The sequence below is a fragment of the Paraburkholderia phenoliruptrix genome, assembly GCF_902859825.1.
GTDB lineage: Bacteria > Pseudomonadota > Gammaproteobacteria > Burkholderiales > Burkholderiaceae > Paraburkholderia > Paraburkholderia phenoliruptrix.
In genome coordinates, this window is sequence record NZ_CADIKB010000016.1 from 1 (window position 1) to 15,064 (window position 15,064).

The following is a 15,064-nucleotide window of genomic DNA, read 5'->3' on the forward strand; positions in this document are numbered from 1 at the left end:
CCGGCCGCGGCGCTGCGGTCGGCCGGGCAGTGCTCACACCCGCCGGCATGGCGAGCTTTCATTGAAGCTGCACGCGGCAAACAATCGCGCGACAATCGCCATAACGGCCGCATGCGCCGCATGCGTGCATGGACTAGCCCGGTTCGCGGGCCGATGGTCTGACTAGCCGGCGTATAGCGGGTCGCGTTTCGGGAGGCGGCACATGGATGAGCGCGTTGCCGTTCAGATCGTCACCGTGGTGATCGCGCTGGCGCTGTATTTTCTGCCGGCGATTCTGGCCGATCGACGCAAGCGCGTCGACGTGCTGACGCTCGCGCTCTTCAACGCGTGTCTGGGCTGGACCGTGCTGGGATGGCTGCTCGCGCTCTACTGGTCGCTGCAGCCGAACCCGCCGAAAAATCTCGCGGGCGAAGTGGTGGAAAAACGCAAGCTCGTGCGGATGCGCGCGTTTTCGTCCGCGCTGCTGCTACGCGTGCAGCGTCGCGAGGCGACGCGCGAGCACCCGGAGAAATAAATACACGCAGTGTTGCCTTATGCCGCGCGGCTCATGCGGTTCCATTGCACGGAGCCGGCCGGAATGCAGCGCGGCTCGGCGCGCACGCTGGAAGGCGCGAACATTTCGCGGCGCAATTCGCCGCGCTCGTCGAACCATTCGCAGATCAGCCAGTCGCCGGGATTGAGCGCCACTGGGCCGGCATACGTGACCGTCATGCGCGGGCCGCCGTCTTTCAACGTGACGACGTCGCCGGTGGAAAAGCGGGCGGGAGGCGGTGTGAGTGCGTCAATGGTAGCGGTCAGCATTTTCAATCCTCTACGGAACCGTTTGCAGTATTTAAGTCATTGCGCCGTCTGTCGATTCGGACTCGACTCAGCCTCGACCACGAACGACTGAGAGAGACCTCTAAAACGCGTTCAGATTAACAACCGAAATTAAATACGGCAAGTGCTTTTTATTGATAGGGTTTTCATTAACATGAGAAAGACATTTTGCCGCATTGCAATTGCGGGTTACACCGGAGGCGCCTCGCATAAGGCCTGCAGGCGCCTCGGTGCGGGAGCGCACAGACCGCAAGAATTACTGCCACAGGCGTCCCGCGGGTAGAAAATGCATGGACAAAAATGCTTCAAAACTGAAACATGTTTGATCCTGATCAGGGTTGTTACTATTTGCCGCGCATCTGAATTACCTATGAATGAGCCGATCATCCGTAAATGGCGCGCCAATTAAAAATGAAATCCGTGTGAAACGCGTTAATCATTTTTGTGCTGCTACAGCGATGAAAACGATTACCGCCGCGCGGTTTTAAAGCGCGCGTGCCGCGCGGCGCCTTGCGAGTTGCTGGTGCCGCACGAGCAGGACCGAGATGCCGATGCAGATGAACATCAGCGCGGCGTTGATCGCGAGGCTCAGCTGGAACGCGTGGGCGTACGCGGCAGGTGTCGCGCGGGCGGCGGCTCCGGTCGCTCCGCCAGGGACGGCCGCCCCTAGCGCGCCGAAAAATGCGCCGCTGATCGCGGCTGTGCCGAACGCCGAGCCGATCTGCAACGTCGACGAAATCACGCCCGACGCGAGCCCCGCTTTTTCAGGCGCCACTTCCTGCGACGTAATGCGCATGATGGACGGCAGCAGCAAGCCATTGCCGACGCCCGCGCAGACGAGCCCCGCGTAGAACGCCAGGTCGGGCGCCGCCGCCTCGCCCGCGGCCCAGCCGGTCACGGCGAAGCCGAGCGTCATCATCGAAAAGCCGAGCGTGAGCACATGGCTGCCGATGCGCTTGACGACGGCCGGCGAAGCGAGCGGCCCGATCACGAAGCCGATCGCGAACGGCATGATGGCGATGCCCGAGGCGAGCGGCGTCCAGTGCAAGCCGGTCTGCAGAAAGATGCCGTAGGTCAGGAAAAACGCGCTGTTGCAATAGAACAGGAACGCCAGCACGAGGCCGAGCGCGAACGCGCGGTTGCGAAACAGCTGCAGATCGACGAGCGGGTGGCCGCCGCCCCCCTCCACCCGCTTTTCCGTGGCGACAAAGAGCGCGAATGCGGGCACCGCGAGCGCGAACATCGCAAAGGTCCAGGCCGGCCAGCCGGCCTCGCGGCCGTGCGTCATCGGGTAAATGACGAGCAGCAGCACTGCGGAGAGCAGCGCCACGCCCTTGATGTCGAGGCTGGTGCGCGTGGCCGGCTGGTTTTCCGGCACGAACTTCCATGTGCCGAGAAACGCGGCAATGCCGATCGGAATATTGATCAGGAAGATGATGCGCCAGTCGAGCCCGAACGGGTGATAGGTAATCAGCGCGCCGCCGCCGAGCTGCCCGACAATCGACGAGAGTCCAAAGACGAAGCCGTAAAAGCTCATCACCCGCGTCTGCTGATGCAGCGGCACGACCGCGCGGATCGTCGCCAGCACCTGCGGCGCCATCACGGCCGCCGCCATGCCCTGCACGATGCGCGAGATCACAAGCATGTGGCCGCTCGTCGCGAAGCCGCACAGCGCGGACGCGATCACGAACGCAGCCATGCCGGTCATGAACATGCGGCGCCGGCCGAACAGATCGCCGAGCCGGCCGCCGGTAATGAGCAGCACCGCGTACACCGAGGCGTAGGCCGACACGACGAGCTGCAGCTGCGCGTCGGTCGCGTAGAGGCCGGTGCGAATGGACGGCAGCGCGAGATTCACGATGAAGTAATCGAGCGGCGCGAGGAAAGCGCCGACGAACAGCACGGCGAGCGCGAGCCCCTGGCGCTGGAAGCGCACGGGGGGTCGCTCGGCGGCGCGCAGGGTGGCGCTGTGGTTGCGGGTCGCGGTTGCGGCTTCGGTTGCGGCTTCGGTTGCGGCTTCGCTGGGAAAAACCGAGGCTGACGATTGAATCGGGTCGGATTTCATGACTGATCGTTCAATAAATCGGCAAAAAAATTAGACGAGGGCCCGCATCGCGACATCGACGATACCGACTAGCGCGTCTTCCTTGTGGGCGACCCGGCCGAGCACGCGCAGGCCTTGCATCACGCACAACAGAAAATCACCGACGGCTTTTTCGTCCAGCGTGGCGTTGAAGGCGCCGCTTGCCTGCCCGCGGATGACCGACGCCGCCAGCAAAGTCGCCATGCGGCGCTGGATGGCGGCGACGCGCTCGCGCAACACCTCGTCGCCGGGCTGCATCTCGAGCGTGGTGTTGGTGATGAAGCAGCTGCGCTCGCCGGACAGCGCGCAGGCGACCCGCGCGTAATGCAGCAGTGCATTGCGCAATGCCTCTTCCGGCGGCACGGGTGCATTCAGCCGCTCGGCGAGGCGGGCGACGGAGCCTTCGGCGTAATGGTCCAGCGCGGCCAGCATGATGCCGTGCTTGTCGCCGAAAACGCCGTACAGGCTGCCGCGCAACAGGCCGGTCGCTTTGCACAGGTCGTCGATGGAGGTGGCGTGATAGCCGTGGTTCCAGAACACCTGGCTCGCGCTGGCCAGCACGGCCTCTGTATCGAACTCGCGCGGACGGCCGCGCGGGCCCATCCGCCCCGCCTTTTTTCGCGACGAATTGGGCTGCGAGGGAGGTTGAAAGCGGCGTTGACCGGAGGGCTTCATCCCACCCATATTATGACCAACCGTTCAACAAATCAACCCGGAATCTCGTAGCCCACCCGGGCGGCGTTTGTCAGCGCGGCGTCGGCCACTTGCGCTCGGCGGTCGCGAAGAACTCGTTCAGTTCGTTGCCGCTCGCCGCGTCCTTCGTGTAAGTGAAGGTGCCCTGATCGCGAATCTCGTGCGCGGCGCGCAAAAAAGCGCCGAGCGCCGCGCGCGCGAGCGAACCGCCGACGCTCACCCGCCGCACGCCCATCGCGCGCAGTTCGTCAAAGCTGAGCAGCACGCCCTGCAAGCCCATCAGCACGTTGACAGGCCGCTCGAGCGCGCCGACCACGGCGGCGATTTCCTCGCGCGTCTTGAGCCCCGGCGCATACAGCACGTCGGCGCCGGCTTGCTGATAGGCCTGCAGCCGGCGGATCGTGTCGTCCAGATCGGCACGGCCCGCCAGATAGTTCTCGGCCCGCGCGGTGAGCGTGAACGGAAACGGCTGCGCGCGAGCTGCTTCGACCGCGGCGCGCACCCGCTCGACGGCGGCCTCGAACGGGTAGATGGGCTCGTCGGCGCGGCCGGTCGCGTCTTCTATCGAGCCGCCGACCACGCCCGCCTGCGCCGCCTGGCGGATCGTCTCGGCACAGTCTTCGGGGGCGTCGCCGAAGCCGTTTTCCAGATCGGCGCTGACGGGCAGATCCGTCGCGCCGGCAATCTCGGCGAGATGGACCATCATCTGCGCGCGGCCCACCGCGTTATCCGGCAAACCACGCGAAAACGCATAGCCGGCGCTGCTCGTGGCTAGCGCCTTGAAGCCGGCCAGCGCAAGCAGCCGCGCCGAACCGATGTCCCACGGATTAGGAATGACGAAAGCGTCTTGCGCTTTGTGCAACGCCTGGAATTGCGCTGCTTTTTCGGCTTGAGTAGTCATCGCGATGTCATCGAGAAGCGCCGCGCCGGCGCTAGCGGCCGGCACTGCGGCGTGAGTTGCCCGGAGTTGTCATGAACGGCGAGGCGATAGAGAGGCGATAGACCCACGCTTCGCCCGCGCCGCGGTTGTCTGTGTTTGGACTCAGGTCTCGAGCCGGGCATCCATCGTGATGGTGGCGTTCAGCACTTTCGAGACCGGACAGCCGGCCTTCGCGTCCGCAGTGGCCTTGTCGAACGCGGCCTTGTCCCCGCCGGGAATTTTCACGGCCACGTCCAGATGCACGGCGGTGATGGTAAAGCCGCCGCCGTCTTTATCGAGCGTGACGGTCGCGGTCGTGCCGATCCGCTCCGGCGTGATGCCCGCCTTGCCCAATTCCGCGGACAGCGCCATCGAAAAGCAGCCCGCGTGCGCGGCCGCGATCAGCTCTTCCGGATTCGTGCCGATGCCGTCCGCGAAGCGCGTGGAAAACGAATATTGAGTCTCCTTGAGGACGCCGCTGTCGGTGGAAATGGAGCCCTTGCCGTCTTGCAGACCGCCTTGCCAGACTGCTGATGCCTTGCGCTTCATCGTTCTCTCCTGTTTCTGCCCTGCTTCGCGCGCTGCGTAATGATCGTGATGCCCGCCGCAACGGTCCAGCCCGGAGGTTCCGCGGCGCCTGCATCGGTCGCGAGTGCGGCGCTGCCTGAAGGGCGCAGACGTGGACCGACCTTCATGATAGGCCCTTCCGTGTGCCAACGCCGTGACGGCGGCAGGCGCGCGGTATCAGTGCTGCGGCCATCAAGCGACCAGCCGACCAGCCGACCAATCGGCCAGACGGGCTTACTCGGCGAACGGCAAGCTGTCCTGGCCGATGGCGCGCATGTCGAACACGTTCAGCGTCATCGCGACGAGCGCGTAGTAGCCGAGCAGCCCCACGAGGTTGATGACCACCTGATGCCCGAAACGCCCGAGCGCCTTCTGATACGTCGCGTCGGACACGCGTTTGGTGTCGTACAGCTCGCTCGCGAAATCGTGGACGAGCGCGTCGTCGGCATCCGCGAAGGCAGGCCGCCGGCCCGCGCGGATCGCCTCGGCGTCGGCCGCGCGCACGCCGGCTTCGAGCGCAATCGGATAGTGGATGTACCACTCCGCCTGCGCCTGCCAGCGCGCCGCCGTCACGAGAATGGCGAGTTCGGAGAGCCGCAGCGGCAAGCCTGTGCCGTAGCGGCAGAAGGCGCCGAGGCGCTGCGCGTGCTGCGCGAGCTCCGGGCTATGAATCCAGCCGAGAAAGGGGCCGTTCAGGTTACCGCGCGGACCGGACACAATCTCGTCGAGAACAGCCTTTTGTTCCGGCGACGCGTCGGACATCTGGAAGGCGGGCAAGCGCTCGGTCATCGTGGCCTCGCAAGTCGAAAATGGATGAAATCAGGTATGTTTTCAGCGCGGCTTTGCCGTCGCGCGCTCAGGCTGAGGCGAGTGCGCCGTCGATCGCATCGGCGAGACGGCTCACCATCTCGTCGATGTCGCGCGCGGTGCAGATGAACGGCGGCGCGAGCAGCACATGATCGCCGATCTTGCCGTCAACCGTGCCGCCCATCGGGTACACCATCAAGCCGCGCGCGAATGCTTCCCGGCGAATCGCCGCATGCAGCTTGAGCTGTGCGTCGAAAGGCGCCTTGGTCTCGCGGTCCTTCACCAGTTCGACGCCGACAAACAGTCCGCGCCCGCGCACATCGCCGATATGCGGATGCTGCGCGTAGTGCTCGCGCAAGCGCCCGCGCAGCTGTTCGCCGCGCGCGAGCACATTGGGCAACAGTTTCTCGTCGGCGATCACGCGCTGTACTTCGAGCGCCGCGGCGCATGCGGTGGCGTGGCCGATATAGGTGTGCCCATGCTGAAAAAAGCCCGAGCCGCCGACGATGGTCTGATAGATGCGATCGCTCACGAGTGTTGCGCCGATCGGCTGATAACCCGCGCCGAGCCCTTTCGCAATGGTGAGGAGGTCGGGCGCGACGCCGTCTTCCTCGCACGCGTACAGATAACCGGTGCGTCCCATGCCTGACATGATCTCGTCGAGAATCAGCAGCACGCCGTAGCGATCGCACACCGCGCGGATCTTGCGGAAATATTCGCGCACCGGCGGCACCGCGCCCGCCGTTGCGCCGACCACCGTTTCCGCGACGAAGGCCGCCACCGTATCCGGGCCCAGTTCGAGGATGGTCTGCTCCAGTTCATCGGCAAGACGTTGCGCGAATTCGCTCTCCGTTTCGCCCGCGCGCTGTTCGCGATACGCATAGCAGGGACTCACGTGATGCGCCTCGATCAGCATCGGCAGGAACGGCTCGCGCCGCCATGCGTTGCCGCCAATGGCAAGCGCGCCGAGCGTATTGCCGTGATAACTCTGCCGCCGCGCGATGAAATGACGCCGCGCGCTTTCGCCCTTCTCCACGAAATATTGCCGCGCGAGCTTGAGCGCGGCCTCGATGGCCTCGGAGCCGCCCGACACGAAATACACGTGCGCGAGACCCGGCGGCGCACTGGCGACGAGCCGGTCCGCGAGTTCCTCGGCCGGCTGCGTGGTGAAGAACGAGGTGTGCGCGTACGGCAGCTGCTGCGCCTGCCGCTTGATCGCGTCGATCACGCGCTGATTGCTGTGACCGAGGCACGAGACGGCGGCGCCGCCCGACGCGTCGATATAGCGCTTGCCGGTGGAGTCGATGATCTCGATGCCGTCGCCGGCAACGGCAATGGGCAGCGATTGTCTGGGTGATCGATGGAATACGGTGGACATGGCTTTCGCTTCTCGTCGCGATAGATGGGCAAACCGAAGGCGCGCAATCGTGCAGCACGATGAATTGCACGGCCCCGGACTCAACAAGCGGTGCACATTTATACGTCAAAACAACATTTGTTGTCAAACACGGCGCACCGACACCAGTCCGTGAACCCCGTGAGGGAAATCAGGGCACGTAGGCGCCCTTGGCGTGCAGCGATTGCTCGGCGATGCCCAACTGCTCGACGGCGTCCGCGCCCTCGAGCGCGAGCAGATGCGCGACGAGCGACTCGGCAATGGCGGTGGCTGCCACGAGCGACGGAAAGAACGACGGGCTCTCGTGCGAGAAGATCAGCACCTTGTCGGCATTCAACGCGACGGGCGAGACCGCGCTGTCGGTAATCGCAATCAGCTTGCTGCCCTTTTCCAGCGCGGCTTCCGCGACGCGCGCGGCCTCGACGGAATACGGCGCGAAACTGATCACGATAGTGGCGCTGTCACGTTCGACGGTGCGCAATTGCATCTCCAGCGTGCCGGCTTCGCCGTTGAGCAGCGAGACGGACGAACGGAACAGCCGGTACCCGTATACGAGCCCGAAGGCGACCGGGTAGCAGGAGCGGAACCCGGCGACATGGACGTGCGGCGCACGCCGCAGCAGGCGCGCCGCCTCCACGATCACGCGGCTGTTGTGCGCGGCCGTGACTTCGAGATTGTGCTGCTGGGCGACGAGGAGGTCGTTGGCCAGCGCGTCCTTCGACTTGACGAGCGAGCGCGCGCGGCTCGTCAGCGGCTCGGGCCGCGTGCGCACCCGCGCAACGAACAGGTTGCGCAGTTCGTTCCAGCCCGGAAAGCCGAGTTGCTGCGAAAGTCGCACGAGCGAGGCCGGTTGTACCTGTGCGCGCTCGGCGACCTTGCGCATCGACGAGACCGCGACTTCGTCCGGATGGTCGAGCAGGAAACCCGCCCCCATCTGGAATTGCGGACTCAGTTCGGAGAAGCGCGCCCGGATGAGGGCGGCGAGCTGGTCGAAACTGTCTGGCATGCGAAGGTCCGGCCGAGGGTTGAGAGATGACAACAAATGTTACCACCGGGCGTGAGGCCGAAACGCGGCGCGGCGGGTACTCCGGGCAACTCCCCATAAAGAACCGCCGCGCCCCGCCGTTAAGACAGGCACCCTAGCTCCGCCCCATACCGATCCGAGCGGCCCCATGGCAGTCAATCTTTCCGTTTCCGAGTCGATCCTTACAACTCCGTCCGGGCTCGGCGCGGCCGTCTCGCCCGCTATCCGGGCCCGCCTGTTGTCCGCGCTGTTCGACAACCGGTGGCCGCTCGTCATGTCGATCGTCGCCAGTGCCTTCGTCGCGGTGGCTGCTTATATGCGCCTGCATCAGCCGTGGGCGATCGTGTGGCTGTTCGCGGACGTGTGGCTATTGCTAGGACGCCTGAGCATCATCCACGCCTATCTCACGCATGGCCGCAAGGGCGCGAGCAATCCGGGGCCGTGGGCGGCGGCCTATGCGCCGCTGTGCGTCGCCACGAGCCTCATGCTCGGACTCGGGACGATGGGCTGCGTCAGCACCGCCGACACCACGCTGGCCGCGCTCGCCATCATGGTCGCGTCGGGCATACTCGGCGGCATCGCCTCGCGCAACGCCGCCGTCCCGCGTCTCGCGATCGCCCAGATATGCGTGGTGTCGATACCTATCGGAATCGGCGCGCTGCTCTCGCCCACCGACGGCTCCTGGCTCCTGATGCCGCCTCTCGTGCTGTATATCGGCGCGATGACGTCCATTGTGCGGCGCCACTACCGGGGCCTCGTGGCGCTGATGATCGCCGAGCAGAACCACGCCGAACTCGCGGCACGCTTCGATGCCGCGCTGACTCATATGCCGCACGGGCTTTGCACGCTCGACCGGGCCGGCAAAGTGGTGATCGCCAATAGCCGTACTGCGCAGCTCTTCGGCGCGAACGTCGAGATGCTCCAGCTCAACTTGCCGCTGCCCGAGTTCATCGCCCATGCGGGTTTCGCGCAATTCGACGACGCGCTGCGGCAGCAGTTCATCGAGCGATGCAGCGCCTGGCTGCACGAAAAGCGGCGGCCTCTCGCGCTGGAACTGCGCAACGGCCGTCAACTGGAATTGCGGCGCAATCCGGTTCCGGACGGCAGCGCTGTCGTGATCATCGAGGATGTGACCGAGCGCAGGCAAAGCGAAGCCAAGGTGCTGTACCTGGCTCGCCACGACTCGCTGACGGGACTCGCGAACCGGCGCGAATTGCGCGAACGTCTGGAGAGAATCCTGTTGAAGGCGCATGCCGTCAGCGGAATGCGCACCGCTGTCCTGTACCTCGATCTGGACGGCTTCAAGCAGGCCAACGACCGGCACGGCCATACCGCGGGCGACGAAGTGCTGGAAACCGTCGCGGCGCGCCTGCGGCAGACGCTTCGTCACGGCGAATTCGCCGCGCGTCTTGGCGGCGACGAGTTTGCCGTAATCGTCGAACAGGCGACGCTGCACTCGATTGTCGCGATCGCACAACACGTGATTCGCGAAATCGCGAAGCCCTATGCGCTCGCGACGGGCGGCAGCATCAGCATCGGCACGAGTATCGGCATTGCATTGGCCGAGGCGCATGAACCCGTCGACGATCTGATCCGGCGCGCCGACGAGGCCATGTACAGCGCGAAAAATGCCGGCAAGGGCACCTATCGCATTTCCCGCGAGGAAAGCCGCCTGCCGCCGGATGCGGATTACGACGCAAACGTCGGCGCGGCGTAGCGCTTCGCGCCTCTTTGCCATTGCACGCCGCTTGTCCCATTTGCGCGCGATGCGTTGGCGCGGGCTTCGGCTTTCGCTTTCGCGTTGGCATTGGAAAGCGTTGGCAATGGAAATTGGAAAGCGCAATCCGCGTGCCGCTTCAGGAGACCGAACGCCGCCCGCGCCCGCCAGGCGGCCACTCCCGGCGAGTCATCAAAACGAAGTATTTCCCCCTGATTGACCCGCTTTCCGGCGTGCGCTAAGAATCCGGTATGCATACCGGCACGGCGTATCCGGCCGTGCGCGTTCACGACGCCGCGCGAGCGCCAAGTCAGTGGAGGACGCCATCATGCAGACGAGACTCGTGGCGATTGCGGCATGGGCCGTGGTTCAGACAGCAACGGTCTGCGCGCAAGGGACCGGGGCGGCCGCGGGCACGAGCCACCCGCGTGGGGACGCGGGCGCCTCAGGCGGCGCGAAGTCCCATGTTCCGCCCTCGCCTCCAGCTCCCGCGCCGACGACCGCTTCGCCTAACGCCGGCACGCCGCTTCTGCCCGGCGCGGGCATCGTCGTGGCGCCCGAAGATGCAGGCCGGCCGCCGCGTCCCGAAGCGTCGCCGGGCACGCCTGCCAACCCGAGCGGCTTGAAGAAGCCCGATTGAGCACGGCCCGACTCACAGGCAGCAAGCAAAAGCCTCGCGGCTCGCCGGCTCGCCAGCCATAGGCCGCGCCGTCACAGCAGCGCGACCACCCGCACGTCGCCCTGTTCCGCCGACGCCACCACCTTCTCGCCGATGCGCCTGAAGGTGATCGACACCGAAGCGTCGCCGACGCGCAGATCGCCCACTTCCAGCCAGTCGATGCCTTCCGGCAGCATCGGCTGCTCGATCACTACCTCGCGGCGCTCGGCGTCGATTGTGATACCCAGACATGCTTCGAGCATCATGAACGGCGAGCCCGCCGCCCACGCCTGCGGCAGGCAGGCAACCGGATAGGCGGTGGGCGGCTCGCCGCGCCGGCGCGGAAATCCGCAGAAGAGTTCCGGCAGACGCATGTCGAAATTGACGGCCGCCTGGAACAGCGCCTGCAGGAGCCGCACCGCCGCCGCCTTGCCGCCGTAGCGCGACAGGCCGCGTGCGCAGATCGCGTTGTCGTGCGGCCATACTGAGCCGTTGTGATACGCCATCGGGTTGAAACGCGACTGGCTCGCCGCCAGCGTACGCACCCCCCAGCCGGTGTGGAACAGCGTGGAATCGAGCGCGCGCACGACCGATTCGCCGCGCTCGCGTGAAGGCAAGCCGAAGGCCAGCAGGTGCCCGGCATTCGACGCCATGACGCGGCACAGTTCGCCGTGACCGTCGAGCGCTATGCCGTAAAAGCCCGACTCTTCCATCCAGTATTTTTCTTCGACGCATTCGCGCAGCTTTTTAGCCCGTGCCTTGTATTGCCCCGCTGCATCGTGCATGCCGCGCAGCTTCGCGTAATGGGCCATGGTGTCGAAGGCGGCGCTGGCATAGGCCTGCACTTCGACGAGCGCGATCGGGCCGTCGGGGAAGCGGCCGTCGGCATGGAACACCGAGTCGTGACTGTCTTTCCAGCCCTGGTTGGCGAGACCGCCGTCCGACTCGCGCTGATAGTCGAGCAGGCCGAAGCGGTTCTTGTCGCACACCCCCGCGACCCAGGCGGCCGCGCGTTCGAGCGCGGGCCAGAGTTCGTCGATCAGGCCGACATCGCCCGTGCGAGCCGCATAGGCGCCGGCGAGCACGATGAAGAGCGGCGTAGTGTCGACGCCGCCGTAATACAGCGCGAACGGCACCTCGCCGGTGGCCGCCATTTCGCCCTTGCGCATCTCGTGCATGATCTTGCCGGGCGCGGCATCGCGAAACGGCGAGTTCTCGTGCGCCTGATGCTCGGCGAGAAACCGCAGCACGCCGGCCGCGAGTTGCGGCTGCAACCACAGCGTCTGCAGCGAGGTGATCACGGCATCGCGGCCGAACGGCGTGGAAAACCACGGAATGCCCGCATACGGATACGGGCCTGTCGCGAGGTCGGTAGTGAGGAGGCCGAGATCCGCAAGCGAGCGGTCGATCCATGCATTGAAGAGCGGATTGCTCGAACGCACGCGCGCGGTCACGCGGCGACGCTCGCGCATCACGAGGTGCGCGTCGACCAGCGCCGCGCGCACCGCCGCCCGGCCGACGCGCGGCCGCTCAGTGTCGATCTGCGACATATGCGCTTCGCTCAGCGGATGAGTCGGCGACGACACGCCGGCACTCGGCGCGTCCGGCTTCTTCGCGACCACCTGCACGGCGACCGAGAGATAGATCGACACGCAGGCCTGCGCCGGCAGCTTGACCGTGTAGTCCGCTCGATTGGCAAAGAGCTTGTCGGGCTGCGGCGCGAAGGCGATCTGCACATTGCGCGCCACGTCGTCGAGGCCGACGTAGCCGAGCAGCACCTCGTCGTTCTCGACGCGCGCCGGCTCGATACTTCCCTGCTGCGCGCGCTTCAGGCCGCGCACTTCGAACATGTCGCGGAAGTCGCTCGCAAACGAAATGGACAGCGGCACGACAGCGTCGCTCGTGCCGTAGTTGGTGAGTTCGATTGCTTCGTTAAGCACCGTGCCCGACAGCACGCGCACGCGCTCGACGTGGATCACGCCTTCGGGCGTGCTGTCGCCGCCGAGCGGCGGCAACGGGCGGTTGGTCAGATGCGCGGTAAAGGACGTGTTGTCGCTGCTGACGCTGCCCGAGAGCAGCGACGGCGCGCGGCCGCCGAAGGTCAGGCGCAGTTGCGAGAGGACGCGGGTGTCGTTGACAAAGAGGCCGTCGTCGTGGCCCGTGATATCGCCGAGCGGGTCGTTGACGATAAAGGTATCGCCCGACTTCAGCACGTGCTGCGTGGCGCTCGCAACGTTGAGGTTTTCCGTCGGGATGAATACGCCGTCCGGCTCGGATTCGCGATGGTCGATTCCGCCCGAGTGGGACAGGCCGCCGAGGGCTTCAGGCTGCTGCATCAGGGTCGCTCCTATGGTTCGCTGCTGCGTATGCTTCACTTGCGGTCGCCGCCGGCGCGTGGCCGGCCGCTTCCGATTGTAGAAGCTCTCGTCTCGTCAGACGAACTTATCACGGGCGAGTTTCGGTTTTTTTTCGATGGCACGCGACCTGCAGGCATGCGCATGAGCGCGCTCGCAGCAACAATGTTTTGCTCCGGCGGCACTGAGTGCGCGAGAGGCCTTCTGCGATACTCCGTTCGTGTTTCGCTAGCCCGGCGGAACACATCGCTGTGTTTGGCCCGCCGTCGAGGCGGGTCTTTTTGATCAGCCAGCAGAACAGGAAGAACCCGAATGAACGCCTCGCTTGAAACGCTTTTTCCGGATCATGTGCATGCCGCAGACAGCGCCGTCAGCGCGCTGAACCATCAGGACATCGTGGTCGCTTTGTCGGCGGCTTTGAAGAAGCAGGACGTAGCGGTACTCCACATGCTGTATCCGCGCACCGACGCGCGCACGCATCGCAGTCTCGATACGCTCGTCGACGTGTTGCATGGACATGGCCTGCACGAAGTCGCCGACCTCATCGCGCAGGAAGCGCACTATCTGCTCATCAAGGAGCCGGCGAAGGCGTGGAAAGTCTTCCACGAAATTCGCAACGACTCGCTCGCGATCGGCGTGCACCTCTACTATCACGGTCTCGTGGGCGAAGCGGCGGAACGCGCGCTCGACAGGGACGCGCATCGCAAGGCATGAGCTCGTCGCTGACCTCGCCGCGCGGGTGATTGCGTCGATGCCGCGATGGAAGGCCGGCGCGATGCGCGGCGCAAGTTGATCGAATCGCGCGGGTGAAAGGCTACCGCAGCGTCATTCGCAGGCCAATTCGTCGAGCAGGCCCGTGGCGGCCGCCGCACCCGCGCCGCGCACCGCACAGGTGAGCGGCTCGTCTGCGACGCGCACTTCGAGGCCGATTTCATGGGTGAGGCGCCGCTCCAGATTGCCGAGCAGCGCACCGCCGCCCGTCAGCACGATGCCGTTGTGCGCGATATCGGTGACGAGTTCGGCCGGCGCCATTTCGAGCCCGCGCTTGACCGCGCCGATCACCTGACGCAGCGGTCCTTCGATGGCATCCGCGATATCGTGGTTGCTCAACTGGACCGTGCGCGGCAGCCCGTCGTCGACACTGCGGCCGGTCGCGTTCATGTGCTCCGCGGGGACGTCGCGCACGGCGGTGCCGATGTTCTTCTTCACGTGTTCGGCCGTCTGCTCGCCGAGCAGCACGCCATACAGATTGCGCACATAACTGACGATAGCCATGTCGAAGGCGTCGCCGCCCACGCGGATCGAGCCGCTGTAGGCGGTGCCGCCGAGCGTCAGCACGCCCACTTCCGTCGTGCCGCCGCCGATGTCGACGACCATCGAGCCCGTCGCCTCCGCGACCGGCAAGCCCGCGCCGACCGCCGATGCCAGCGATTCGCCGATCAGGCTCACCTTCCACGCGCCCGCCGACACGGCCGCTTCCTTGATCGCGCGGCGCTCCACCTGAGTCGCGCCGGCCGGCACGCACAGCGTGAAAGCGGCACGGCGGCTGAAAATCTGCCGCGGACGGGCCATGTCGACGAATTGCCGGATCATGTGCTCGGCGGCGGAAAAGTTGGCGATCACGCCGTGGCGCATGGGCCGCACGGCTTCGAGATTGCGCGGTGCGCGGCCGAGCAGCTGGCGCGCCTCGGTGCCCACCGCCGCCACGCGTTTTGGGCCGCTTGCGTGGTCCTTCTCGAAACAGACGACCGACGGCTGATTCAGCACAATGCCGCCGTCGTCGGTATAGATGAGAGTGTTGGCGGTGCCGAGGTCCACGGTCACAGCCTGGCGGAACAGTCGATCGAAAAGCGGGTGATGCGGCGTCGGTCTGGCCATAAGAAGGCTCTGTTGTGTCGCTCAGTAGCGTCGCTCGGCTGCCAGGCCAGCTCATGCGCGACAGTGTGGAAAATGCGCCCCCGGTCACCCAGGCCGCGGGCATTGCGCAGTCCCGCGACGGGCGTGATTTTCGTGCTATGAGCAGTTAA

14 protein-coding genes are annotated in these 15,064 nt (G+C 65.6%); 4 read left to right on the forward strand and 10 right to left on the reverse strand.

What is annotated here, in order from left to right; translation table 11 throughout:
* Positions 1-202 precede the first annotated feature (202 nt).
* Complete coding sequence (locus HV711_RS17245; RefSeq protein WP_013590280.1) at positions 203-514, forward strand: superinfection immunity protein; 312 nt, start codon at positions 203-205, stop codon at positions 512-514.
* Positions 515-531: 17 nt separating this feature from the next.
* Here HV711_RS17245 and HV711_RS17250 read toward each other — a convergent pair whose 3' ends face one another.
* From HV711_RS17250 to HV711_RS17285, 8 genes are all read right to left on the reverse strand, one after another.
* Positions 532-801: a YodC family protein gene (locus HV711_RS17250; protein ID WP_013590281.1), complete on the reverse strand. Its 270-nt coding sequence runs from the start codon at positions 799-801 to the stop codon at positions 532-534.
* A 502-nt stretch (positions 802-1,303) separates the two neighbouring features.
* Positions 1,304-2,884 (reverse strand): MFS transporter, encoded by a 1,581-nt coding sequence (locus tag HV711_RS17255; RefSeq protein WP_035479051.1) that lies wholly within the window; start codon positions 2,882-2,884, stop codon positions 1,304-1,306.
* 30 nt (positions 2,885-2,914) lie between these two features.
* Positions 2,915-3,505, reverse strand: a complete 591-nt coding sequence (locus HV711_RS17260) for a TetR/AcrR family transcriptional regulator (protein ID WP_035479052.1) — start codon at positions 3,503-3,505, stop codon at positions 2,915-2,917.
* Between the two features lie 142 nt (positions 3,506-3,647).
* A complete protein-coding gene (locus HV711_RS17265; RefSeq protein ID WP_013590284.1) occupies positions 3,648-4,496 on the reverse strand; it encodes an isocitrate lyase/PEP mutase family protein in 849 nt (282 codons plus the stop codon).
* A 141-nt stretch (positions 4,497-4,637) separates the two neighbouring features.
* Positions 4,638-5,063: an OsmC family protein gene (locus tag HV711_RS17270; RefSeq protein WP_013590285.1), complete on the reverse strand. Its 426-nt coding sequence runs from the start codon at positions 5,061-5,063 to the stop codon at positions 4,638-4,640.
* A gap of 252 nt (positions 5,064-5,315) precedes the next feature.
* On the reverse strand, positions 5,316-5,870 hold the full coding sequence (locus tag HV711_RS17275; protein WP_035479054.1) for a carboxymuconolactone decarboxylase family protein: 555 nt from the start codon (positions 5,868-5,870) through the stop codon (positions 5,316-5,318).
* A 67-nt stretch (positions 5,871-5,937) separates the two neighbouring features.
* Positions 5,938-7,266 carry an aspartate aminotransferase family protein gene (locus HV711_RS17280; protein ID WP_028359838.1) on the reverse strand — a complete coding sequence of 443 codons (1,329 nt, stop codon included), beginning with the start codon at positions 7,264-7,266 and terminating at the stop codon, positions 5,938-5,940.
* Between the two features lie 169 nt (positions 7,267-7,435).
* Positions 7,436-8,290: a MurR/RpiR family transcriptional regulator gene (locus HV711_RS17285; protein ID WP_013590289.1), complete on the reverse strand. Its 855-nt coding sequence runs from the start codon at positions 8,288-8,290 to the stop codon at positions 7,436-7,438.
* A gap of 166 nt (positions 8,291-8,456) precedes the next feature.
* On the opposite strand from HV711_RS17285, the gene HV711_RS17290 reads away from it, so the two are divergent.
* Together HV711_RS17290 and HV711_RS17295 are read left to right on the forward strand one after the other, a co-directional pair.
* Positions 8,457-10,025 (forward strand): sensor domain-containing diguanylate cyclase, encoded by a 1,569-nt coding sequence (locus HV711_RS17290; RefSeq protein ID WP_035479056.1) that lies wholly within the window; start codon positions 8,457-8,459, stop codon positions 10,023-10,025.
* A gap of 328 nt (positions 10,026-10,353) precedes the next feature.
* A complete protein-coding gene (locus HV711_RS17295; protein ID WP_035479058.1) occupies positions 10,354-10,665 on the forward strand; it encodes a hypothetical protein in 312 nt (103 codons plus the stop codon).
* Positions 10,666-10,736: 71 nt separating this feature from the next.
* Here the strand turns inward: HV711_RS17295 and HV711_RS17300 are convergent, their stop codons facing one another.
* Positions 10,737-13,019, reverse strand: coding sequence for an amylo-alpha-1,6-glucosidase (locus tag HV711_RS17300; RefSeq protein WP_013590292.1), 2,283 nt, complete (start codon positions 13,017-13,019; stop codon positions 10,737-10,739).
* A gap of 330 nt (positions 13,020-13,349) precedes the next feature.
* Between HV711_RS17300 and HV711_RS17305 the strand changes: the two genes are divergently transcribed.
* Positions 13,350-13,751 carry a hypothetical protein gene (locus HV711_RS17305; protein ID WP_035479061.1) on the forward strand — a complete coding sequence of 134 codons (402 nt, stop codon included), beginning with the start codon at positions 13,350-13,352 and terminating at the stop codon, positions 13,749-13,751.
* A gap of 111 nt (positions 13,752-13,862) precedes the next feature.
* On the opposite strand, the gene HV711_RS17310 is transcribed toward HV711_RS17305, so the two are convergent.
* Positions 13,863-14,915, reverse strand: coding sequence for a rod shape-determining protein (locus HV711_RS17310; RefSeq protein ID WP_028359834.1), 1,053 nt, complete (start codon positions 14,913-14,915; stop codon positions 13,863-13,865).
* Between the last annotated feature and the right edge of the window lie 149 nt (positions 14,916-15,064).